Consider the following 22,130-nt stretch of genomic DNA (forward strand, 5'->3'; position numbering starts at 1 on the left):
CCTGTTTCCTCTTATATTTGTGGGAGAAGGGATTACTCGTTTTCTAGCAAGGCTTCCAAACTCGCCTGATCTTCAACATTAGCTAGTTTAGCCGTTTTATCAATTTTTTTGACAAAGCCTGACAAGACTTTCCCCGGTCCAATCTCGATAAAGTTGGTTACTCCTGCTTCTTGCATAACTGCAATACTTTCATAAAAACGAACTGGTTCCTTGACCTGACGCGTCAAGAGTTGAGCAATGTCTTCTTTTTTCATAACTGTAGCTTCTGTATTGCCGACTAGGAGACAAGTGAAATCTGAAAAACTTACCTGAGCTAGAGTTTCAGCTAGTTTCTGACTAGCAGGCTCAAGGAGAGCGGTATGAAAGGGACCTGAAACCTTGAGAGGAATCAAGCGTTTAGCTCCTGCTTCCTGCAAGAGTTCAACAGCTCGGTCAACTGCAACCACTTCTCCACCAATCACAATTTGTGCAGGTGTATTATAGTTGGCTGGGGTAACCACTCCAAGTTCAGAAGCTTTTTGACAGGCTTCTTCAATGACCTCTACTGGTGTATTGAGAACAGCCACCATCTTGCCAGAGCCAGCAGGAGCCGCTTCTTCCATGAATGCTCCACGCTTAGCGACCAAGGATACCGCATCTTCAAAATCCAAGGCGCCACTGGCCACCAAGGCAGAATATTCTCCAAGGGACAAACCAGCAACCATATCAGGCTGATAGCCCTTTTCTTGCAATAAACGGTAGATAGCAACCGAAGTCGCTAGAATAGCTGGTTGCGTATAGCGGGTCTGATTGAGTTTTTCTTCTTCTGTATCGATGAGATGACGCAAATCATAACCAAGAACCTGACTGGCTTGATCAATCGTTTCTTTGACAATCGGATACTGATCATAGAGATCCCGTCCCATCCCTAGATACTGGGCACCTTGACCAGCAAATAAAAAGGCTGTTTTAGTCATTTCTTACAACTCCTGCCCAACGAGAGGCTTCTTCTTGAATTTTCTTAGCTGCTCCATAGTACAAATCTTTTAGGATTTCTTCAACGGTTTCTTCTTTGGAAATAAGGCCTGCGATTTGACCTGCCATAACAGATCCACCATCCACATCACCGTGAACAACTGCTTTGGCTAGGGCACCTGCTCCCATTTGTTCAAAAATTTCTAAATCAGGATTTTCTTGTTTAAAGGCATCTTTTTCAGCTTTTTCAAAATCACGAGTCAACTGATTTTTAATTGCACGAACAGCATGTCCAAAGTGTTGAGCTGAAATCGTAGTATCAATATCTCTAGCTTTTAAAATCTTGGCCTTGTAATTTGGATGGGCATTAGACTCTTTTGCAACGACAAAACGAGTTCCAACCTGAACAGCCTCTGCACCTAGCATAAAGCCAGCCGCAGCACCTTCACCATCCGCAATCCCTCCTGCCGCAATAACAGGAATAGATACAGCTGCCGCCACTTGACGCACCAAGGTCATGGTTGTTAATTTACCGATATGCCCCCCAGCTTCCATTCCTTCTGCGATAACAGCGTCCGCACCAATTTTTTCCATTCGTTTAGCTAGGGCAACGCTTGGTACAACTGGAATAACCGTGATCCCAGCTTCATGGAAGCGTTCCATGTATTTTCCAGGATTTCCTGCGCCTGTTGTCACTACCTTAACACCTTCCTCGATAACGAGGTCTACAATGTCTTCCACAAAGGGAGACAAGAGCATGATGTTGACACCGAAGGGTTTATCCGTCAACGATTTGATCTTGTCAATATTGGCCTTGACGACTTCTTTCGGTGCATTCCCACCACCGATAATGCCTAGTCCTCCAGCCTTGGAAACAGCTCCTGCCAAATCACCATCAGCAACCCAGGCCATTCCTCCTTGGAAAATAGGATAATCAATGTTCAATAATTCTGTAATACGCGTTTTCATAGTGCCTCCATCGTTTCTTGCTTACGTAATAGTTCGATACCGTCATAATTTGACAATCAAACTATTGCCTAAACAAGAGGGAGCGGGTTCCCCTACTCCTTCTATCTTATATTCTGCTTATACTCTTCGAAAATCAAATTCAAACCACGTCAGCGTCACCTTGCCGTACTCAAGTACAGCCTGCGGCTAGCTTCCTAGTTTGCTCTTTGATTTTCATTGAGTATTATTTTGTTTGCTCTTCAACGTAGGCAACCAAGTCACCAACTGTTTTCAAGTCATCTTCTGCTTCGATTTGGATATCAAAAGCATCTTCGATTTCTGAGATTACTTGGAACAAGTCCAATGAATCTGCGTCCAAATCATCAAAAGTTGATTCAAGTGTTACTTCTGATGCGTCTTTTCCAAGTTCTTCAACGATAATTTCTTGTACTTTTTCAAATACTGCCATGATAGGACTCCTTTAAAATAAATAGTTTTTTATAACAATGTGTTCACCACATGATTACCTAAATTGTAAGAATGAGTGTGCCCCAGGTCAAGCCTCCACCGAAGCCTGATAGCAGAACAGTCTGGCTACCATCTAAACGGATGAGGCCTTGTTCTACACACTCTGAAAGTAAAATCGGGATACTGGCTGCACTGGTATTGCCATATTCCATCATATTAGCTGGAAGTTTGTCTCGGTCAACACCAATTTTTCTAGCCATCTTATCCAAAATACGGATATTAGCCTGATGCAGTAGCAGATAATCCAAGTCTGTCGCCTCTACAGGAGATTCTTCAATAGTCTGTTTGATAGACTTGGCTACATCTCGAATGGCAAAATCAAAGACTGCGCGCCCATCCATCTTCAAAAATGAATCTGCATTTTCTTGATCTGAAAACGGAGAATGCAAGCCTGAATGTCCATAAGTTAGACACTCGCTTCGTGAACCATCGCTATTGAGACTCTCCGCTAGGAAATGTTGCTTATCGCTAGCTTCTAACAAGACGCCACCAGCACCATCTCCAAACAAAACAGCTGTTGATCGATCCGACCAATCGACTGCTTTAGAGAGGGTTTCACTACCGATCACCAAGCCTTTTTGAAAGCGACCAGAAGCGATAAACTTTTCAGCAGTTGAAAGAGCAAATACAAATCCACTACAAGCAGCTGTTAGGTCAAAAGCAAAGGCCTTATTAGCACCAATATTAGCTTGGACACGAGCAGCTGTAGAGGGCATCATCGAATCTGGAGTAATGGTAGCTAGAATGATAAAATCCAACTCCTCACCTGTGATTCCAGCTTTTACCATTAGTTTCTTAGCAACCTCTGTAGCCAAATCACTGGTAGATTCTGTTCTTGAAATATGCCTTTGTCGTATTCCCGTCCGACTTGAAATCCACTCATCATTGGTATCCATAATCTGAGCCAAGTCGTGATTTGTAACCACTTGCTCTGGCACATAATGAGCAACCTGGCTTATTTTTGCAAAAGCCATTATTTCAAATCCTCCAAAAATTGATAAAGATTGGTCAAACCTTTGCTCATAACATCAATTTCTTCCTTACTCATACCATCAATGATTTTTTCAACCATGGCCTTGTGGAAGCGTTTATGCAGCCTATGAACCAAGCGCCCCTTCTTTGTCAAATGTAGATGAACCACACGACGATCCTGCTCTGAGCGAATGCGTTCAATATAACCCTTGCGTTCGAGATTATTCAAACTAGTCGTAACTGTCCCAAGAGTCACCATCAGCTCTTTTGACACTTGACTTGGTGTCACGTCTGGGAATTTCCCAATCACATCAATCGTATGCATTTCTTTGATGGAGATATCCTTGAAACGACTACCTCTCAAGTTCACTTCCTCAATGACAAGGACATTGTTAAATATAGATGTTAAATATTCATTAATTCGTTGGTAGTCCAATCTTTCTTTCCCTCCTTCTCAAAAAAACTTTTACAATCAAAACATTTGACAAGAGAATTATATCAAAGTTCAAAGAATGATGCAAGTATTTTTTTATTTTCCTGTAAATTTAGGCCGTCTTCTTTCCGAATGAGCCCGAACTCCCTCTTTGAAATCCTCTGTTTGAGCTAAGGATTCCTGTAGGTTCAGTTCTAAAGCAGCATAATCCTGCCAGTCTTTAAATTGGCTCTCCCAAACCAACTTCTTAATGGCAGCATAGGAATTACTTGAACCACGTCTTAATTTTTTAAGAAGCTGTTCTCTGGTTTTTTCTAACTTATCAGCTTCACAGACGCGGTAAACTAGTCCCCATTCTAAAGCTTTGTCTGCTGTTAAAGCTTCTCCTGTCATAGCTAATTGAACAGCACGCGTCACACCAATACTACGACTCAAGAGATGAATCCCACCTGCATCTGGAGCCAAACCAACTCCAACAAAAGCTTGGATAAATTTAGCCTTATCCGTTGCCAGACAGAAATCTGCCGCAACAGCCATATTTGCTGCGGCACCTGCAACTGCCCCATCAACCTCCATCAAAACAGGCTTTGCAATTTGCTTGATTTTATAAGAAATAGTATTGACCAATTCTGCGATTTTCGTCAATGATGGAATATCATCCTCATCCACTGCCCGCTTCATCTCTACTAAATCTCCCCCAACAGAGAAGATTTTGCCATTCGCATTGATTAAGACAAAATGCACAGCCGGATCCTCTTCTGCCAAAGTCAGAGCTTCTAAAATCTCCTCACACATAGGAATATGAAAACCATTCGCGACCTCAGGACGATTCAAGGTAAGGATTGCCAAATCCTCTTCAAGCTGATAAATAATGTATTCCATCTGGACTCCTTTTTATTTTATAAGCAGTTTAAATTATTTTATTTTCAAAGTATATCTTTTTTACAATCAGAAAGCAAGAAAAAATCAACTGAAAGTGTCTCAGCCGATTATAAAGAATCGCTTTATCCTAGAAAGCATCTTATTTTCTTCATTGAAAAAAGGCTTTCTTTCTGCTATAATCGTATAAAATACTTACTTTAGGAGTTCTTATGAAGGTTGTTAAATTTGGAGGTAGCTCTCTTGCCTCTGCTAGTCAATTAGAAAAAGTTTTAAACATCGTCAAAAGCGATTCAGAGCGTCGTTTTGTAGTCGTTTCTGCGCCTGGTAAACGCAATGCTGAAGATACTAAGGTTACGGATGCCTTGATTAAATACTACCGCGACTATGTTGCTGGTAACGATATTAGCAAGAGTCAAAGCTGGATTATCGACCGCTATGCTGCTATGGTTAGCGAATTGGGACTAAAGCCAGCTATTCTAGAAAAAATTTCTAAAAGCATTCGTGCCTTGGCCACTCTGCCTATCGAAGAAAATGAATTTCTCTACGATACCTTCCTAGCAGCGGGTGAAAATAACAATGCTAAATTGATTGCTGCCTACTTTAATCAAAATGGGATCGATGCACGCTATGTGCACCCTAGAGAAGCTGGGATTGTGGTCACAAGTGAGCCTGGTCACGCTCGCATCATTCCATCAAGTTACGACAAGATTGAAGAATTAACAAATGCAAATGAAGTCCTTGTTATTCCTGGTTTCTTTGGAGTTACTAAGGAAAATCAAATCTGTACCTTCTCACGTGGAGGCTCTGATATTACAGGTTCTATCATTGCTGCAGGGGTTAAGGCTGACCTCTATGAAAACTTTACGGATGTTGATGGTATCTTTGCAGCCCACCCTGGTATTATTCACCAACCACACTCGATCCCTGAGTTGACCTACCGTGAAATGCGTGAATTGGCCTATGCAGGGTTCTCAGTCCTTCATGACGAAGCCCTTCTACCTGCCTACCGTGGAAAAATCCCCCTTGTTATCAAAAATACCAACAACCCTGACCATCCAGGTACTCGTATCGTTCTAAAACACAGTAGTGATGAATTTCCAGTTGTGGGAATTGCTGGTGATTCAGGTTTTGTCAGCATTAATATGTCTAAATACCTCATGAACCGTGAGGTTGGATTTGGTCGCAAGGTCCTGCAAATCCTTGAAGATCTTAACATCGGTTGGGAACATATGCCAACAGGTATCGACGATCTTTCAATCATCCTCCGTTCTCGCGAACTAACTCCTATAAAGGAAGAAGAAATCCTTCGTCAGTTGGTTCAAAAGGCTGAAGTAGACCATGCAGAAATCGAACACGACCTTTCTATCATTATGATTGTTGGAGAAAAAATGAAGAGCCATATCGGAGTAACTGCTACTGCGACACGCGCTTTATCTGAAAACAAGATCAACATCCAGATGATGTCTCAAGGTTCTAGTGAAGTTTCTATCATGTTTGTTGTCAATAAAGACCAAGAAAAAGCAGCAATCAAAGCCCTCTACAATGCCTTTTTTGGAGAAAGTAAGGAAGACTAAGCATGGCCCAATCACTTAATAAAACAGTGCTTCTCAACACGACAGGCACTTCCTACCTCTCTATTGCTGGAAAAGTTGGGAAATTCCTTGTCGGAGATCAGGCCTTAGAATTTTACCCAGACGTCAATGTCGAGCAATTTATCCAGATTCCTTGGAGCCATATCAATCAGATTGGAGCCAATGTCACTGGACGAAAAATCAGTCGCCACTTCGAAGTCTTTACAGACAAAGGAAAATTCCTTTTTGCTTCAAAAGACTCAGGTGCTATTCTCAAAATTGCACGCGAAAAGCTGGGAAATGACAAGGTCGTCAAACTTCCTACCCTGATTCAGACAATTAGCCAAAAATTTAAAAATCTATTTGCAAAAAAGTAGAAACTTTAGTATAATCATAGCAACGGATAAGTAGGTTATCTTCTTCTTTCAGAAAGTCTGCGGATGCTGCGAGCAGATAGGAGGGATAGGTGAAATTCTACCGTTAGTAACAATTACATACACAATCAAGTGCACACCTGTGAAGTTGGATGGAACCGTGGCCCTGCCACTCCAACGCTTTGTCAGGTGTGCTTTTTTCATAAAGGAGTTCTTATGTTAGATATCAAACGTATTCGTACAGACTTTGATGCTGTCGCAGAAAAATTGGCTACACGTGGTGTAGATGCTGCTGTCTTGAATGAGATGAAAGAAATCGATGCTAAGCGTCGTGACATCTTGGTCAAGGTTGAAACTCTCAAGGCAGAACGTAACACAGTTTCTGCTGAGATTGCCCAAGCCAAACGTAACAAGGAAAATGCAGATGACAAGATTGCTGCCATGCAAACTCTATCTGCTGAGGTCAAAGCCTTGGATGCTGAATTGGCAGCAATCGATGCTAAATTGACAGAATTTACCACTACTCTTCCAAATATCCCAGCTGACAGCGTTCCTGTTGGGGCGGACGAAGACGACAATGTGGAAGTTCGCCGTTGGGGGACTCCACGCGAGTTTGACTTTGAGCCAAAAGCTCACTGGGATCTTGGTGAAGAGCTTGGTATCCTTGATTGGGAACGCGGTGGTAAGGTAACAGGCGCTCGCTTCCTCTTCTATAAAGGCCTCGGTGCTCGTTTGGAACGTGCTATCTACAACTTTATGTTGGATGAACATGGAAAAGAAGGCTATACTGAAGTCATCACACCTTATATGGTTAACCATGACTCTATGTTTGGTACTGGTCAATATCCAAAATTCAAGGAAGATACTTTTGAACTCAGTGACAGCAATTATGTCCTTATTCCTACAGCTGAAGTTCCTCTAACAAACTACTACCGTGATGAAATCCTTGATGGTAAAGACCTGCCAATCTACTTCACTGCTATGAGCCCATCATTCCGTTCTGAGGCTGGTTCTGCTGGTCGTGATACACGTGGCTTGATCCGTTTGCACCAATTCCACAAGGTTGAAATGGTCAAATTTGCCAAACCAGAAGAATCTTATGAAGAATTGGAAAAAATGACAGCCAACGCTGAAAACATTCTTCAAAAACTCAACCTTCCATACCGTGTCGTTGCGCTCTCTACTGGAGATATGGGCTTCTCAGCTGCGAAAACTTACGACTTGGAAGTTTGGATTCCAGCGCAAAACAATTACCGTGAAATCTCAAGTTGTTCAAACACAGAAGATTTCCAAGCCCGTCGTGCCCAAATCCGTTATCGCGATGAAGCAGATGGCAAGGTGAAATTGCTTCACACCTTGAACGGTTCTGGACTTGCAGTTGGACGTACAGTAGCTGCTATTCTTGAAAACTATCAAAATGAAGATGGATCTGTGACCATCCCAGAAGTTCTTCGTCCATACATGGGTGGAGCTGAAGTTATCAAACCATAAAAAATAAGGTTTAGCTATTTCTAGCTAGACCTTTTTTCGTAACCAATTCAGATAAGCGCCTAATACAAAGAGCAAAATAATTAGGCAAATATCAGTTTCAGCCACTACCAAATAATCCAAAAATGGAAGTTTCAAGATTCCCTGAGCCATCTTAAGCGAAGTAGCTGTGATAATGGTTGGGAAGGTGAGGGCTGAAAAGGCTGGTTGAAAGCCTTGTTTTAAAATGTTGGGCAAGCGACTCAAAACAAAGAAAAAGAAGGATTGGGAAGCCAAGATCATGACAATCAAGACCCAAGTCGGTAGGCTGGATCCTCCAACTCGAACTAGGGAAGCCAAGAGTAGAGAGAAAGGAGCACAGTAGATTCCTTCTTGTCCAAGCAAGGCTACGGGGAGTGGTTGTTTCTTTAAATCGCTATAAATAAGGGGATAGAGATAGAAGGTAAGAAGAAAACCAAAACTCAAGGTTGCATAGGCAATCTCGATGATGCCTACCAGAGGATAAGTCAAGGCTGCCACTGCTATCCCCACATAGAGAACAGTCCAGCTTGGAGTTGCCTGAACCCTCCGGCCCGGACAAGCAAACTTGATGGTGAAACCAGCAATCAAGGCCAAATCCAAGAGAAATGAAAACCACCAGAGCCCTTGCGCAACCAAAGGAAGATGAGGGAAGACGCGAAAGACATAGGTCGATAAAATCATCCCAGCCATGGGTAAGGTCGCCATCCCTGACAAAAGAGGGGGCTTGGTCAATTCTTTCTTAGTTTCCTTCCAATTAAAGAGATGTAGAATCAGAAAATACATCCACAAAATCAAACCTGTCAGACTCAACAGATGGGATAGAATCGGCAACGTATCTAAAATAAGATTTCCAGCTCCTGCCAAACCTAGCAAACAACCAGAAAATACTAAGGGGAGTTTTTTCATCCTAACCTCCAATAATCATGTTAGTTTCAGTATATCATAAAAGCGCTTAAATGAGGGATTAAAAAACGAAGTCCGATTATTTCAGACTTCATTTTACTCAGATATGAATTAAGCATAAGGTTGCAATTCTGGGTTAATTGGGGTATTGGCTAGGTTGTTGGCATAGTTACAGAGGCTTGCTAGGCTGACACCGAGAACTACATCCAAGGCATTTTGTTGGGTGTAGCCAACTTCTAAAAACTCAGCTAAGGCTTCATCTCCTACACGACCCTTGGTATTGATAACTGCCAAGGTAAACTTAGCCAGAGTGTCCAATTTAGGATCTGTTTCAATTGGAGTACGATTGCGAAGAGCTTGAATCAAGTCATCATTCATCTGGATTTGTTTGATGGAAAAAGCTGTATGACCTGCGACGCAGAAGGCACAACCATTTGTCACGGCTGCCGTGATTTGCACCACTTCACGCTCAACGGGTGTCAGGCTGTTGCGACGGTTGATAGATGCGACGGTTCGGTAGGCTTCTAAAGCAGTCGGTGCATTGGCCAAGAGACCGATTAGGTTGGGAATATAGCCATTGTTGTCTTTTTCTACTGTCTCAAGAACTTCTTTCACTTCTGCTGGTGCTGATTCTACTGTATGGATTGTAAATGTTGTCATAAGATACCTCTTTTCTTGTTATTGACACTAATATTATTGGAAAATCTTATAAAATCCTGATTCCTAAGTTTATTTAAGATAAAGGTTTATTCCTCTCATAAGATTTTCGTTGTATATTATACTCTTCGAAAATCAAATTCAAACCGCGTCAGCGTCGCCTTACCGTACTCAAGTACAGCTTGCAGCTAGCTTCCTAGTTTGCTCTTTGATTTTCATTGAATATTAGTTTATCACACTTCCAATCACTTGCATAATATATATTATATATCAGCTTGATAAAAATCATTTATAGGCAAAAAAATCACACGAGCTGTGTGATTCCATTATTTATCAAAATACTTTTTAGTTTCAGCAATAACGACTGGCGACAAGACCAAGAGGGCAATCAAGTTTGGCAGAGCCATCAAAGCATTGACGATATCTGCGATAATCCAAACCATATCCAACTCGATAAATCCTCCCAGCAAGACCATGAGCACAAAGACTACACGGTAGAGCCAGATAAAGCGAACCCCAAAGAGGAACTCGAAACAACGTTCTCCGTAATAGTTCCAACCTAGAATCGTTGTAAAGGCAAAGAGTACAAGGAAGATGGTCAAGAGGGCAGGTCCAAAGTGTGAAAAGACTGTTGAGAAGGCTGACTGAGTCAAAGCCACTCCATTCAAGTCACCACTCCAAACACCAGTTACCAAGATGGTTAAACCAGTCAGAGTACAGATAATGAGGGTGTCAATAAAAGTCCCTGTCATGGAAATCAAACCTTGCTCTACTGGTTCATTTGTCTTGGCAGCTGCAGCTGCAATAGGAGCAGAACCCAGACCAGATTCGTTTGAGAAGACACCACGCGCCACACCATTTTGAATAGCCATCCGAACGCTAGCACCAGCAAATCCACCTACCGCAGCAAGGGGACTAAAAGCTGAGGTAAAGACTAAAGCGATTGTGGCAGGGATTTTCCCAATATTAAAGAAAATAACTGTAAGAGTTCCCAAAATATAGATGATGGCCATAAAAGGAACTACGGTTGTTGAAACCTTAGAAATGGACTTGAGTCCACCAAAGACAGCAATCGCTACAAAGACAGACAAAACGAGAGCGGTGATGGCTGGCGAAATAGCCGTTGTATTTTGGATAGATTCTGTAATCGAGTTGACTTGAGTGAAGGTTCCGATTCCCAAGAGAGCAACCAATACTCCCGCTACTGCAAACAAAACAGCAAGTGGTCGCCACTTCTCTCCCATTCCTAGAAGGATATAATGCATGGGACCTCCCGCTACTGCACCATGGTCGTCCTTGGTGCGGTATTTGATGGCCAAGAGTCCTTCCGCATACTTGGTAGCCATTCCAAAGAAAGCCGCCATCCACATCCAAAAGAGGGCTCCTGGTCCACCAACCTTGATAGCCGTCGCAACTCCTATGATATTCCCTGTCCCAACGGTTGATGCCAAGGCTGTACACAGAGCTGCAAAACTGGATACATCACCATGTCCCTTATCCTGGATAAAAATAAGCTGAAAGGCCTTGGGCAGACGCAAAACCTGCAAGAGTCCTAGCCGAATAGTTAGGTAAATCCCTGTTCCGACTAATAAAATCAAGAGGGGCGGTCCCCAAGCAAAAGCATCAATTGATTTAAGCAATTCTAACATTTCCTTCTCCTATCTTTTCAACCCCAAAAGAAAGAGCACATGTAAGATACATGTACTCTGGAATGCTTAGATAAATGCTAAAAAGCGGTCTATCCTAGCTCTGTCCTTTTACCTGAGAGTTTGAGCAGTTGCCTGCCTTGCCCCTTCGGTGCCTTTACGGTCTCTCCAGAGTTCCGTCCATTTACAGTCATGGAAAATCAAACGATTCCCCACTTCTATTAAACTTCATTCGGTGTTGGTATTTAATTGATTCTAATTTTACAAAAAATGTTGGCTTTTGTCAATGTGTTTATTAGTAAAAATTAGTTCAACAGTTTTTTACTTTATAAATTCCGAAATATTTCTTATCCTTTAAAAGTCACAATAGTTGCACCACTGCCTCCAGCATTTTGTGGGGCATAGCCGAAACTCTTGACATGTTTGTTTCTTTGCAAGTATTTGGTAACTCCTTCACGGATGACACCTGTTCCGATACCATGGATGATATCGACTTGGGCCATATTGTTAAGCAAGGCTTGGTCGATAAAGGCATCTAGCTCATTCATGGCTTCTTCATAGCGCTTGCCTCGAAGATCCAGTCTGGCTTGTGGGCCACGACCAGAAGTTCGTTTCACGACATTGACCTGTTTCTTCTTGACTGGTTTTTCTTGCTGGGCTTGAACAAGGTCAAACTCTTTCTCTTCCAAGGTCATCTTAATCAAGCCAACTTGGGCTTCCCAGCGGCCATCCTTGAGTTGACTGGTCAAGGTACCACGCTGTCCATAACTGAGAACAACGATATCATCTCCCACCTTTGGAGCTCGTTTTTTCTTGGCCTTTTGAAGGACCTTGTTTTTAGACAAGTCCACTTTTTCAGGAGCTAATTTTTTCAGCTTGGCCTTGGCTTCAATGATTTCGTGGGGCTTGAGTTGGGATTTGCTGTGGAGATTTTTGAGAATCTGGTCACTCTCACTTAGAGCCATGTCCACAATCTCAGCAGCCTGTTCACGCGCCTTGTTAAGCTCGGTTTCCTTTTCACGATTGAGCTCGTTGTAAAGTTTTTTTAGAGCACGGTTCATCTTGAGATTTTCTTGCTCCACCTCACGGATATTGTCCAAGCGTTTACGACTTTCCAGCGTCTGCTCTTCCAGTTGCTCAATAATCCGATTGACATCATTGTCCTGATCAACCTGCTGACTGGCATCCCCTACGATAACTTCAGAGAGACCTAAACGTTTAGCGATTTCAAAGGCATTGCTTCGGCCAGGAACTCCCTGCATAAAGCGATAGGTCGGGCGTAGAGTTGCAGTATCAAACTCCATGCTGGCATTTTGCACAAAGGCTGTCTCAATACCGTAGGCCTTGAGTTCTGGATAGTGGGTAGTCGCCATGGTCTTGACCTGACGCAGGCGAAGGTCCTCCAGAATAGCCATGGCGAGGGCTGCTCCCTCTTGAGGATCTGTACCAGCTCCTAACTCATCCAAGAGTAAGAGTGAATGTTGATTGACCTTGCCAAGAATGTCCACAATATTGGTCATGTGGCTAGAGAAGGTAGACAAGCTCTGCTCAATAGATTGCTCATCGCCAATATCGGCAAAGATTTCTTCAAAAATACCAACACGGCTTCCCTTATCTGCCAAAATCGGCAAACCGGACTGGGCCATAACCTGTGTCAAACCCAGAGTTTTGAGCATGATGGTCTTCCCACCTGTATTGGGACCTGTAATGACAATGGCTGTTAAATCTTGACCAAAATGGACATCATTTGCGACGGCATTTTTGACCAGAGGATGACATACATGGAGCAGTTGAATCTCTTGATTTTCTGACAGCTGAGGAACGACCGCTTGTCTTTCTTGGATAAAGCGAACCTTGGCACGAATCAAGTCCAGATGACCGATAATCCAAGCATCATTGGCAATCTCAGCCGTATGAGGGCGAACACGCTCCGAGATTTCTTGGAGAATTCGAAGCATTTCATAACGCTCATCTGCTCGCAGACTAGCGATTTCTTCGCTCAGTTTGACCACCTCACGGGGTTCGATATAGACGGTATTTCCACTAGCAGAAATATCATGAACGACACCTGCAATTTTATTGCGGTAGGTGTTTTTGACTGGTAAAACCTGACGGCCATTTCTACTGGCAACAATCCCTTCTGTCAACATCTGTGCTTTTTGCTTGAGCAAGTCTTGTAAAACATCGCGTACCTGACTCTCGCTATCATGGATTTTTCGACGGATGCGCGCCAATTCTTCACTGGCAAAATTTTCAATGAAACCTGCATCATTAAAGGCTTGGAGATTTCCTTGTAATTGCGGAAAATCATGTAATTTCTCAAACCAAAGGGCTAATTCTTCCAAGCTGACATTTTCCAGATTGGCATAAAAACTTTGCAGTTCTCGGCTGGCAAGAAGTACACGCTTCAAGAGGAGGAACTCCTCGATATTGAGGTCCGCCCCCATCTCCAACCGCTTGCAGACTCCTGCGATTTCCTTAATTGCTAGAATAGTAAAATGCGGTTGCTCAACAAAAAGAGCCTGCATTTCCTTCATCTCAGCAAAAGCCTGTTTGATTTTATCTGCTTTGGCAGTCGGAGCCAGCTGTCTCAATTGCTCCAAGCCCTGTTCGGTCACCAAATGGGGTTCAAACAAGGCCTTGACCTTATTGAACTCTAATGTTTCTAATATTTTCTTATTCATCGTTATTTCCTTGTCTTTGAATGTCTATACTCTTCGAAAATCTCTTCAAACCACGTCAGCGTCGCCTTACCGTACTCAAGTACAGCCTGCGGCTAGCTTCCTAGTTTGCTCTTTGATTTTCATTGAGTATTAGGTGTAGTAACTTTTTACATTCAGTCAAATCTGTAAACAAAGGGCTAGGAAAACTCCTGCCCTTTTTATCCGATTAAATTTGTCACCCAGATTTGTTTGAGCCAACTGGTTGTTACTGGTATGCTCTGGATGATATGTTTTGCGACGATACTCTTTTCAAGAGGATTTTGTATAGCTGCCATGGGGATGGTCGCCAAGATGGTCAAGGCCATTTGCAAGACAAATAAGGTTACCAACATGGACAAGATACCTGCTGAAACTTGGAACAACTTGCCACCCAGTTTTTTACTAGGAATCAAGTGTAATAGGAGACCAAGCAAACGACCGATGCTATAGACAATCCCAAATACAAGCAAGTAGCCGATACCTGCATAAAAGACCTTATCTAACTGAAAGAGTTGATCCGATGGGAAAAAGAAAGTCCCCTGACCTTCCTGCGGATTTGCATAAGGGAGGAGCAAATGAAATTGCTCTCCAAGTCCCTTATAAAACTGGCCAGCCACAAAAGCCGAAGCCATGGCTGAAATCAGGTAATAAACCTGTAAGAGCAGGCCTCTCCGATAGCCGATATAAAATCCCCAAGCCAAGACCAATAGAAGAAGGAGTGAAATCATAAGGAATCCTCAATCTTGCTCTGTTCTTGCTTGCAAGTCACAAGTTTGTGACGGAGTTCTTCTAATTCTTGCTCCTTATCATCAAATTCAATCTCACGGCTGAGCTGAGTTGACAAACAGTTGACTGCCAACAAAAGAGCGATTGTTTCATCATCTGCACTAGGCATTTGTTCTTTAATTGCTTGGTATTTTTCTGTCGCAACCTTAGCGATTTCCTCCATAAAGAGATTATCATGCTCGCTTGTCAAGGTTAATGATTTTTTCCCGAATGTAAATTTGAATCGATTTAGATTTGCCATAAAATTCACCTCACGATATTATACCAAAATTCGCTAATTTTGTCAGTTTTTACAAATTTGCCTGCTTTTATGGTACAATAGAAACTATGGCAAGTATAACACTCACACCAAGCGAAAAGGAGATTCAGGCTTTTCTTGAACACTATCAAACCAGTCTGGCTCCCAGTAAGAATCCCTATATCCGCTACTTTTTGCGACTGCCTCAAGCAACGGCTTCTATCTATACTTCTGGAAAGGTCTTGCTTCAGGGTGAATGGGCTGAGAAATATGCTAGTTTCTTTGGCTATCAAATGGTAGAGAAAACCAGCGGACAAAATTTCCCTTTGATTGGGACGGATGAGGTTGGAAATGGTTCCTACTTTGGTGGACTTGCAGTTGTGGCTTCCTTTGTCACACCTGACCAGCATGCCTTCTTGCGAAAACTCGGTGTGGGGGATTCTAAAACTCTGACCGACCAAAAGATTCGTCAGATTGCCCCTATCCTCAAAGAAAAAATCCAGCACCAGACACTGCTTCTCTCACCAAGCAAGTACAACGAGGTCATCGGAGACCGCTACAACGCTGTTTCGGTTAAGGTAGCCCTCCATAATCAGGCTATCTATCTCCTTCTTCAAAAAGGCATCCAGCCCGAGAAAATTGTGATTGATGCCTTTACCAGTGCTAAAAATTATGACAAGTACTTGGCACAAGAGGCCAATCGTTTCAGCAATCCTATCAGCTTAGAAGAAAAGGCTGAGGGAAAATACTTGGCTGTCGCAGTTTCTTCTATCATTGCGCGTGATCTCTTTCTGGAAAATCTTGAAAATTTAGGACGAGAACTGGGTTATCAACTTCCAAGTGGAGCTGGAACGGCTTCTGATAAGGTGGCTAGCCAGATTTTACAAGCCTATGGCATGAAGGGACTCAATTTCTGCGCCAAACTGCACTTTAAAAATACTGAAAAAGCGAAAAAACGCTTAGAAAGGTAAATTATGAATTCATTTAAAAATTTCCTAAAAGAGTGGGGATTGTTCCTCCTGATTCTGTCATTACTAGCTTTGAGCCGTATCTTTTTTTGGAGTAATGTCCGCGTAGAAGGCCATTCCATGGATCCTACCCTAGCGGATGGCGAAATCCTCTTTGTCGTCAAGCACCTCCCTATTGACCGTTTTGATATCGTGGTGGCCCATGAGGAAGATGGTAATAAGGACATCGTCAAACGTGTCATCGGAATGCCTGGTGACACCATCCGTTACGAAAATGATAAACTTTACATCAATGATAAAGAAACGGACGAACCTTACCTAGCTGACTACATCAAACGTTTCAAGGATGACAAACTCCAAAGCACTTACTCAGGCAAGGGATTTGAAGGAAATAAAGGAACTTTCTTTAGAAGTATTGCTCAAAAAGCCCAAGCCTTCACAGTTGATGTCAACTATAACACCAACTTTAGCTTTACTGTTCCAGAAGGAGAATACCTTCTCCTCGGAGATGACCGCTTGGTTTCGAGTGACAGCCGCCATGTAGGTACCTTCAAAGCAAAAGATATCACAGGGGAAGCTAAATTCCGCTTCTGGCCAATCACCCGTATCGGAACATTTTAAGAGACCTAAGAGGCCGAGAATCACCAATCTCAGCCTCTTCTTCTATCGTGAGAAGATGATTATTCACTATCCAGTTTGATTAAGATAGAAACAAAGTTATACTCAATGAAAATCAAAGAGCAAACTAGGAAGCTAGCCGCAGGTTGCTCAAAACAGTGTTTTGAGGTTGCAGATGGAAGCTGACGTGGTTTGAAGAGATTTTCGAAGAGTATTAACTCTCACCTATTCATGCAAAGGAATTTTATGGAAGTTTATTTTTCAGGAACCATTGAACGGATTATTTTTGAAAATCCCAGCAATTTTTATCGTATCCTCCTCCTAGAAATCGACGATACAGACGCAGAGGATTTTGATGATTTTGAAATCATTGTCACTGGCACTATGGCTGATGTAATTGAGGGAGAAGACTATACGTTTTGGGGACAAATTGTCCAGCACTCCAAGTATGGGGAACAACTGCAAATCAGCCGTTATGAACGTGCAAAACCAACTAGTAAGGGATTGGTTAAGTACTTTTCAAGTAGCCATTTCAAGGGGATCGGTCTCAAGACAGCTCAGAAAATTGTGGATACCTATGGCGACAATACCATTGACGAAATTTTGCAACACCCAGAAAAGTTAGAATGCATCGCAGGACTCTCTGCCAAAAATCGCGAGGCTTTCGTCTCCACTCTCCGTCTCAACTACGGAACGGAGATGGTTTTGGCAAAGCTAGCCAACTACGGCATTCCCAATAAACTGGCCTTTCAAATTCAAGACTTTTACAAGGAAGAAACTCTTGATGTGGTTGAAAATTATCCCTACCAGTTGGTCGAGGATATCAAGGGTTTGGGATTTACTATTGCTGACCAATTAGCGGAAGAACTAGGCATCGAAAGTCAGGCTCCTGAGCGCTTCCGTGCCGGTCTAGTTCATAGTCTTTTTCAGGCCTGTATGGAAACAGGGGACACCTATGTTGAAGCACGGGATTTGCTAGAACAAACCCTTACTCTCCTTGAATCTTCTCGCCCCGTGGAACTGGATCCCAGCCAAGTAGCTCAAGAACTCTCCTACCTGATTGAAGAAGACAAGGTTCAGCAGATTGATACCAAGATTTTTGACAACAGCCTCTTTTTCGCTGAGGAAGGTATCCGCAGTCACTTGGTTCGTATCCTTGAAAAAGGAAAACAGAAGAGTCATGATTTAGAAACCATTCAAAAACATATCGCTACTGTCGAAGAAGATCTGGAGATTGAGTATGATAACATTCAAAAACAAGCTATCTGTGATGCTATCCAGAATAAGGTCTTTATCCTGACAGGTGGACCTGGTACTGGTAAGACAACTGTTATCAATGGGATCATCGCTGTTTATGCCCTTTTAGAAGGACTTAACCTCAGAAAAAAAAGTAATCTGCCTATTCTTCTTGCTGCTCCAACTGGTCGAGCTGCTCGCCGCATGAATGAATTAACAGGCTTGCCAAGTGCGACCATACATCGTCACTTGGGAATGACAGGTGACGATGATACCAGTCATCTGGAAGATTATCTGGATGCCGACTTTATCATCGTAGATGAATTTTCTATGGTGGATACTTGGCTGGCAAATCAACTCTTCTCCAACATCTCTTCTAACAGTAAAATTCTCATCGTAGGTGACAGCGACCAGTTGCCTTCTGTCAGTCCTGGACAGGTTCTAGCGGATCTGCTTCATATTCCTTTGATTCCTCAGACACGCTTGGAAAAAATTTACCGGCAAAGCGAAGAATCAACTATCGTCACCCTAGCTAGTCAGATTCGACAGGGCATCTTGCCAGCTGATTTCACCCAGAAAAAAGCTGACCGTTCCTACTTTGAAATCGCTAGTGGCCATATTCCTGCCACCATTGAAAAGATCTTAGGCGCTGCCCTCAGAAGTGGCATTCCTGCCCGTGATATCCAAGTTCTGGCTCCCATGTACCGAGGGACTGCAGGGATTGATGCCATCAACCAACTCATGCAAGATCTGCTCAATCCACCACAAAAAGACCAACTTAGTTTTGAAGCTCCCCAGTGCCACTATCGCAAGGGAGACAAGGTCATTCACTTGGTCAACGATGCTGAAATCAATGTCTTTAACGGAGATTTGGGAGCTATCACAGATCTGATCCCTGGTAAATACACCGAGTCGAAACAAGACGAGATTGTCATTGATTTTGACGGTAATGAAGTCTCTTACCCCCGTAACGAATGGTATAAGATTCGCCTAGCCTATGCCATGAGTATTCATAAGTCTCAGGGAAGTGAGTTCCCTGTTGTCATCCTGCCTATCACTAGTGCTAGTAGGCGTATGCTGGAGCGCAATCTCATCTATACAGCCATTACACGCGCCAAAAGCAAGCTTATCTTACTAGGTGAATTACAGGCCTTCGACTATGCTACCCAGCACATCGGAACTGCCCGAAAAACCTATCTGATTGAACGCTTCAGTGATTTATTGGAGAATGTTGAAGAAAAGCAACCAGCTATCTCTGAAACAGTCACATCAAGTACCTCCGAACAATCCTACATCTTGACCGAAGAAAACTGGGACAGTATCCCAGCCATGATTGGGATTACAGACGCAGACCTCAAAGAGATTTTTGGAAAATAGTGCATCAGAAAACCCACCAATTTAGGTGGGATTTTTGTTTATTAATACTCAATGAAAATCAAAGAGCAAACTAGGAAGATAGCCGTAAGCTGTACTTGAGCACGGTAAGGTGACGCTGACGTGGTTTGAATTTGATTTTCGAAGAGTATAAGATTATTTAACTGTTGCAGTGCTTGTAATCAATTCAACAGCTTTTTTGATTGTGATATCGTGTTTCAACATATCAGCTGAAAGCAAGCTTTGTACTTGTGCAACTTCCATGTTATAGTCTGCTGCCAATTGCTCGATTTCTTTTTGGATTTCTTCTTCTGAAGCGTCAAATCCTTCAGCTTTGGCAACTGCTTCGATAACAAGGTTAGTCTTAGTACGTGACTCAGCTTCTGTTTGGTATTGATTGTGAAGGTCTTCTTGAGTAGTTCCAGTGATTTGGAAGTACATGTCAGGGTTGATACCTTGACGTTGCAAGTTTCCAAGGAATTCGTTTACTGAGCGGTGAACTTCTTCGTGAATCATTTCTTCTGGAAGTTCTACGATTTCAGCGTTTTCTACAGCTTTATCAATTGCTGCACCTTCAACTGCATCTTTGTATGCTTCTTCTTTAGCAGCAGCCAATTCCTTGCGGTATTTTTCTTTCAATTCAGCAAGTGTTTCAACTTCTTCGTCGATGTCTTTTGCAAGCTCATCATCAAGAGCTGGAACTTCTTTAGCTTTTACTTCGTGGATAGTTGTTACGAATTTAGCTTCTTTACCTGCAAGGTCTTCTGCTTGGTAGTCTTCTGGGAAGGTTACGATAACATCAACAGTTTCACCAGCTGAGTGACCTACCAATTGGTCTTCGAAACCAGGGATGAATTGACCTGAACCAAGTCCAAGTGAGAAGTTTTCACCTTTTCCGCCATCAAATTCAACACCGTCGATAGAACCAACGAAGTCGATGACAACAGTGTCGCCGTTTTCAGCAGCAGCTTCTTTGATAACCAATTCAGCCAAGTTGTTGCGTTCGCGTTCGATACGCTCTTCAACGTCAGCGTCAGTTACTTCTTTTTCAACATCTACTGATACTTCAAGGTTTTTGTAGTCACCCAATTTTACTTCAGGTTTTGTAACAACTTCAGCAGTGATAACCCAGTCTTGACCTTTTTCCATTGAAGTTACATCAATTTTTGGTTGAGCAACCACTTCAAGACCAGCTTCTTTTACAGCTGCTTCATAAGCATTTGGCAAAAGAGCGTTCATAACGTCTTGGTAAAGTGACTCTTCACCAAATTTTTTGTCGAAGATAGGGCGTGGAAGGTGACCTTTACGGAAACCTGGAACATTAAGAGATTTCTTCACTGAGTTGAAGACACGGTCCAATTCTGGTTTGATTTGGTCTTGAGAGATAGTGAAAGTCAAGACACCACGGTTTGTTTCTTTGTTTTCAAATGATACAGACATTCTGTCATTTCTCCTTAAAATTTTTTAAATACAGTCTATTATAACATAAATGGGCGACTTTTTTCAAGTAATGAACGCGCTTTTCAATGATGGGAGAGGTACTTGCTCGCTTCTTTGATGCTAAGTTCAGCCATTCTTTCCTTGTTTTTCTCAATGAAGCATGCTACCCAAGCTGGATTCGTTTTGGAGTAGTCTCTCAGAGCCCAGCCAATGGCTTTATTGATAAAGAATTCTGTTTGATTCAAATTATGAAGCAGAATCTTTTCCAGTAATTGAACATTGGTCTTCTCTTTTCTTAACAACTGGTGGTCAATAGCGACGCGTCTCAACCAGATATTGTCTGACAGGCTCCATTGGAGGATTATTTTTTCCAGTTCCTGCTTCTCATACACCAAACTCCCTACTACTCGATCTAGGATATCCACCGTATCCCACCAAGACTTGGTAACAACCAACTGCTCTAGCTTAGGCAAATCGCTGTCCTTTAGATAAGACTGCATTGCTTTCAAATAATTGGCAGCCACATACTGGTATTCTCTATACTCTTTTTCCCAGCAAGTATCTACAAAATCCCAATCGATAATCTTTGTTTTTTTCGCTTCTGGAAAGTATTTTTTATAGAGTTTATTTCTTTCTGGCGCCGCAACGCCTAGAAAGGAAAATTGATGGCGCATATAGGACTCCATAGGCCCTGCTTTTTTAGGATCTTTTGCTGCTTCTAACTCCTCAAGTAAATCTGTTAGACTCATCTAAAACTCCTCATGCCCCACCAAGTGGTGCTGAAAAGCATAGACTGCAGCCTGGGTGCGATCGCTGACCTCAAGTTTGGCAAGGATATTGGACACATGAGTCTTGACCGTCTTGAGAGAGATAAAGAGTTCATCTGCGATGCGCTGATTTTCGTAACCCTTGGCGATGAGTTGAAGCACATCTCGCTCACGCGCAGTCAAGTCCTCATGAAGTTCCATGTGATTGCGGTGGTATTCGACCTTCTTGCTGACCTCTTGTTCAATAGCCAGCTCACCAGCAGCCACCTTACGGACAGCATGGAGCAATTCATCTGCACTAGAAGTCTTAAGCATATAGCCTTTAGCACCGGCATTCAAGACCGGCATGATTTTTTCATTGTCCAAGTAAGAGGTCACAATCAAAATCTTGGCCTCGGGCCATTCTTTGAGGATGGCCAAGGTTGCATCAATTCCATTCATCTCAGGCATGACAATATCCATAACAATAACATCTGGACGCAATTCCAAGGCTAAGTCAATGCCTTGAGACCCGTTGGACGCCTCGCCCACAACTTCTACATCGTCTTGGAGGTCAAAGTAGCTTTTCAAGCCCAATCGGACCATTTCATGGTCATCTACTAGTAAAATTTTCATCTTTACTCC

At 42.7% G+C, this 22,130-nt stretch carries 21 protein-coding genes and 1 riboswitch; of the genes, 6 read left to right on the top strand and 15 right to left on the bottom strand.

Going from position 1 to position 22,130, the window contains the following annotated elements:
- Positions 1 to 32 precede the first annotated feature (32 nt).
- The 6 genes from fabD to HT722_RS01145 all read right to left on the bottom strand — a co-directional run bounded on the left by fabD (position 33) and on the right by HT722_RS01145 (position 4,717).
- On the bottom strand, positions 33 to 956 hold the full coding sequence (fabD, locus tag HT722_RS01120; protein WP_173277054.1) for an ACP S-malonyltransferase: 924 nt from the start codon (positions 954 to 956) through the stop codon (positions 33 to 35).
- Positions 949 to 1,923 (bottom strand): enoyl-[acyl-carrier-protein] reductase FabK, encoded by a 975-nt coding sequence (gene fabK / locus HT722_RS01125; RefSeq protein ID WP_173277055.1) that lies wholly within the window; start codon positions 1,921 to 1,923, stop codon positions 949 to 951. Before fabK ends, fabD begins: the two co-directional genes overlap by 8 nt.
- Positions 1,924 to 2,146: 223 nt before the next feature.
- Positions 2,147 to 2,371 (bottom strand): acyl carrier protein, encoded by a 225-nt coding sequence (locus HT722_RS01130; protein WP_000257838.1) that lies wholly within the window; start codon positions 2,369 to 2,371, stop codon positions 2,147 to 2,149.
- A gap of 58 nt (positions 2,372 to 2,429) precedes the next feature.
- Entirely contained in the window at positions 2,430 to 3,404 is a 975-nt protein-coding gene (locus HT722_RS01135; protein WP_173277056.1) for a beta-ketoacyl-ACP synthase III, read from the bottom strand.
- Positions 3,404 to 3,838, bottom strand: coding sequence for a MarR family transcriptional regulator (locus HT722_RS01140; protein WP_081529526.1), 435 nt, complete (start codon positions 3,836 to 3,838; stop codon positions 3,404 to 3,406). The genes HT722_RS01135 and HT722_RS01140 overlap by 1 nt, the downstream gene beginning before the upstream one ends.
- A 93-nt stretch (positions 3,839 to 3,931) precedes the next feature.
- On the bottom strand, positions 3,932 to 4,717 hold the full coding sequence (locus tag HT722_RS01145) for an enoyl-CoA hydratase (protein WP_173277057.1): 786 nt from the start codon (positions 4,715 to 4,717) through the stop codon (positions 3,932 to 3,934).
- A 209-nt stretch (positions 4,718 to 4,926) separates the two neighbouring features.
- Here HT722_RS01145 and HT722_RS01150 point away from each other — a divergent pair, with 209 nt between their 5' ends.
- The 3 genes from HT722_RS01150 to serS all read left to right on the top strand — a co-directional run bounded on the left by HT722_RS01150 (position 4,927) and on the right by serS (position 8,153).
- The gene (locus tag HT722_RS01150) at positions 4,927 to 6,291 is read left to right on the top strand and encodes an aspartate kinase (protein WP_173277058.1); all 1,365 of its coding nucleotides are present in this window, start codon (positions 4,927 to 4,929) and stop codon (positions 6,289 to 6,291) included.
- A gap of 2 nt (positions 6,292 to 6,293) precedes the next feature.
- The gene (locus tag HT722_RS01155; protein WP_020901044.1) at positions 6,294 to 6,665 is read left to right on the top strand and encodes a DUF956 family protein; all 372 of its coding nucleotides are present in this window, start codon (positions 6,294 to 6,296) and stop codon (positions 6,663 to 6,665) included.
- Positions 6,666 to 6,878: 213 nt separating this feature from the next.
- Entirely contained in the window at positions 6,879 to 8,153 is a 1,275-nt protein-coding gene (gene serS, locus HT722_RS01160) for a serine--tRNA ligase (RefSeq protein ID WP_173277059.1), read from the top strand.
- 24 nt (positions 8,154 to 8,177) lie between these two features.
- On the opposite strand, the gene HT722_RS01165 is transcribed toward serS, so the two are convergent.
- From HT722_RS01165 to zapA, 6 genes are all read right to left on the bottom strand, one after another.
- Positions 8,178 to 9,077 (bottom strand): TDT family transporter, encoded by a 900-nt coding sequence (locus HT722_RS01165; RefSeq protein WP_050223067.1) that lies wholly within the window; start codon positions 9,075 to 9,077, stop codon positions 8,178 to 8,180.
- Between the two features lie 108 nt (positions 9,078 to 9,185).
- Positions 9,186 to 9,734: a carboxymuconolactone decarboxylase family protein gene (locus HT722_RS01170; protein ID WP_173277060.1), complete on the bottom strand. Its 549-nt coding sequence runs from the start codon at positions 9,732 to 9,734 to the stop codon at positions 9,186 to 9,188.
- A gap of 323 nt (positions 9,735 to 10,057) precedes the next feature.
- Positions 10,058 to 11,380, bottom strand: a complete 1,323-nt coding sequence (locus HT722_RS01175; RefSeq protein ID WP_050223065.1) for a sodium:alanine symporter family protein — start codon at positions 11,378 to 11,380, stop codon at positions 10,058 to 10,060.
- Positions 11,381 to 11,470: 90 nt separating this feature from the next.
- A riboswitch (glycine riboswitch) is annotated at positions 11,471 to 11,559 on the bottom strand.
- Positions 11,560 to 11,724: 165 nt separating this feature from the next.
- Positions 11,725 to 14,061, bottom strand: a complete 2,337-nt coding sequence (locus tag HT722_RS01180) for an endonuclease MutS2 (RefSeq protein WP_173277061.1) — start codon at positions 14,059 to 14,061, stop codon at positions 11,725 to 11,727.
- A gap of 197 nt (positions 14,062 to 14,258) precedes the next feature.
- Positions 14,259 to 14,807, bottom strand: coding sequence for a CvpA family protein (locus tag HT722_RS01185; protein WP_000624513.1), 549 nt, complete (start codon positions 14,805 to 14,807; stop codon positions 14,259 to 14,261).
- Positions 14,804 to 15,106 carry a cell division protein ZapA gene (gene zapA, locus HT722_RS01190; protein ID WP_000002019.1) on the bottom strand — a complete coding sequence of 101 codons (303 nt, stop codon included), beginning with the start codon at positions 15,104 to 15,106 and terminating at the stop codon, positions 14,804 to 14,806. The genes HT722_RS01185 and zapA overlap by 4 nt, the downstream gene beginning before the upstream one ends.
- A gap of 86 nt (positions 15,107 to 15,192) precedes the next feature.
- Here zapA and rnhC point away from each other — a divergent pair, with 86 nt between their 5' ends.
- From rnhC to HT722_RS01205, 3 genes are all read left to right on the top strand, one after another.
- On the top strand, positions 15,193 to 16,074 hold the full coding sequence (gene rnhC, locus HT722_RS01195) for a ribonuclease HIII (RefSeq protein WP_173277062.1): 882 nt from the start codon (positions 15,193 to 15,195) through the stop codon (positions 16,072 to 16,074).
- 3 nt (positions 16,075 to 16,077) lie between these two features.
- A complete protein-coding gene (lepB, locus tag HT722_RS01200; protein ID WP_001083986.1) occupies positions 16,078 to 16,692 on the top strand; it encodes a signal peptidase I in 615 nt (204 codons plus the stop codon).
- A gap of 243 nt (positions 16,693 to 16,935) precedes the next feature.
- Positions 16,936 to 19,302 (top strand): ATP-dependent RecD-like DNA helicase, encoded by a 2,367-nt coding sequence (locus tag HT722_RS01205; protein ID WP_173277063.1) that lies wholly within the window; start codon positions 16,936 to 16,938, stop codon positions 19,300 to 19,302.
- Positions 19,303 to 19,455: 153 nt separating this feature from the next.
- On the opposite strand, the gene tig is transcribed toward HT722_RS01205, so the two are convergent.
- From tig to HT722_RS01220, 3 genes are all read right to left on the bottom strand, one after another.
- Entirely contained in the window at positions 19,456 to 20,739 is a 1,284-nt protein-coding gene (gene tig / locus HT722_RS01210; RefSeq protein ID WP_173277064.1) for a trigger factor, read from the bottom strand.
- A gap of 83 nt (positions 20,740 to 20,822) precedes the next feature.
- The gene (locus HT722_RS01215; RefSeq protein ID WP_173277065.1) at positions 20,823 to 21,488 is read right to left on the bottom strand and encodes a DNA alkylation repair protein; all 666 of its coding nucleotides are present in this window, start codon (positions 21,486 to 21,488) and stop codon (positions 20,823 to 20,825) included.
- A complete protein-coding gene (locus HT722_RS01220; RefSeq protein WP_173277066.1) occupies positions 21,489 to 22,121 on the bottom strand; it encodes a response regulator transcription factor in 633 nt (210 codons plus the stop codon). It abuts the gene before it with no gap.
- Positions 22,122 to 22,130: the final 9 nt, after the last annotated feature.

The sequence above is a fragment of the Streptococcus sp. 53 genome, assembly GCF_013276565.1.
Lineage (GTDB): Bacteria > Bacillota > Bacilli > Lactobacillales > Streptococcaceae > Streptococcus.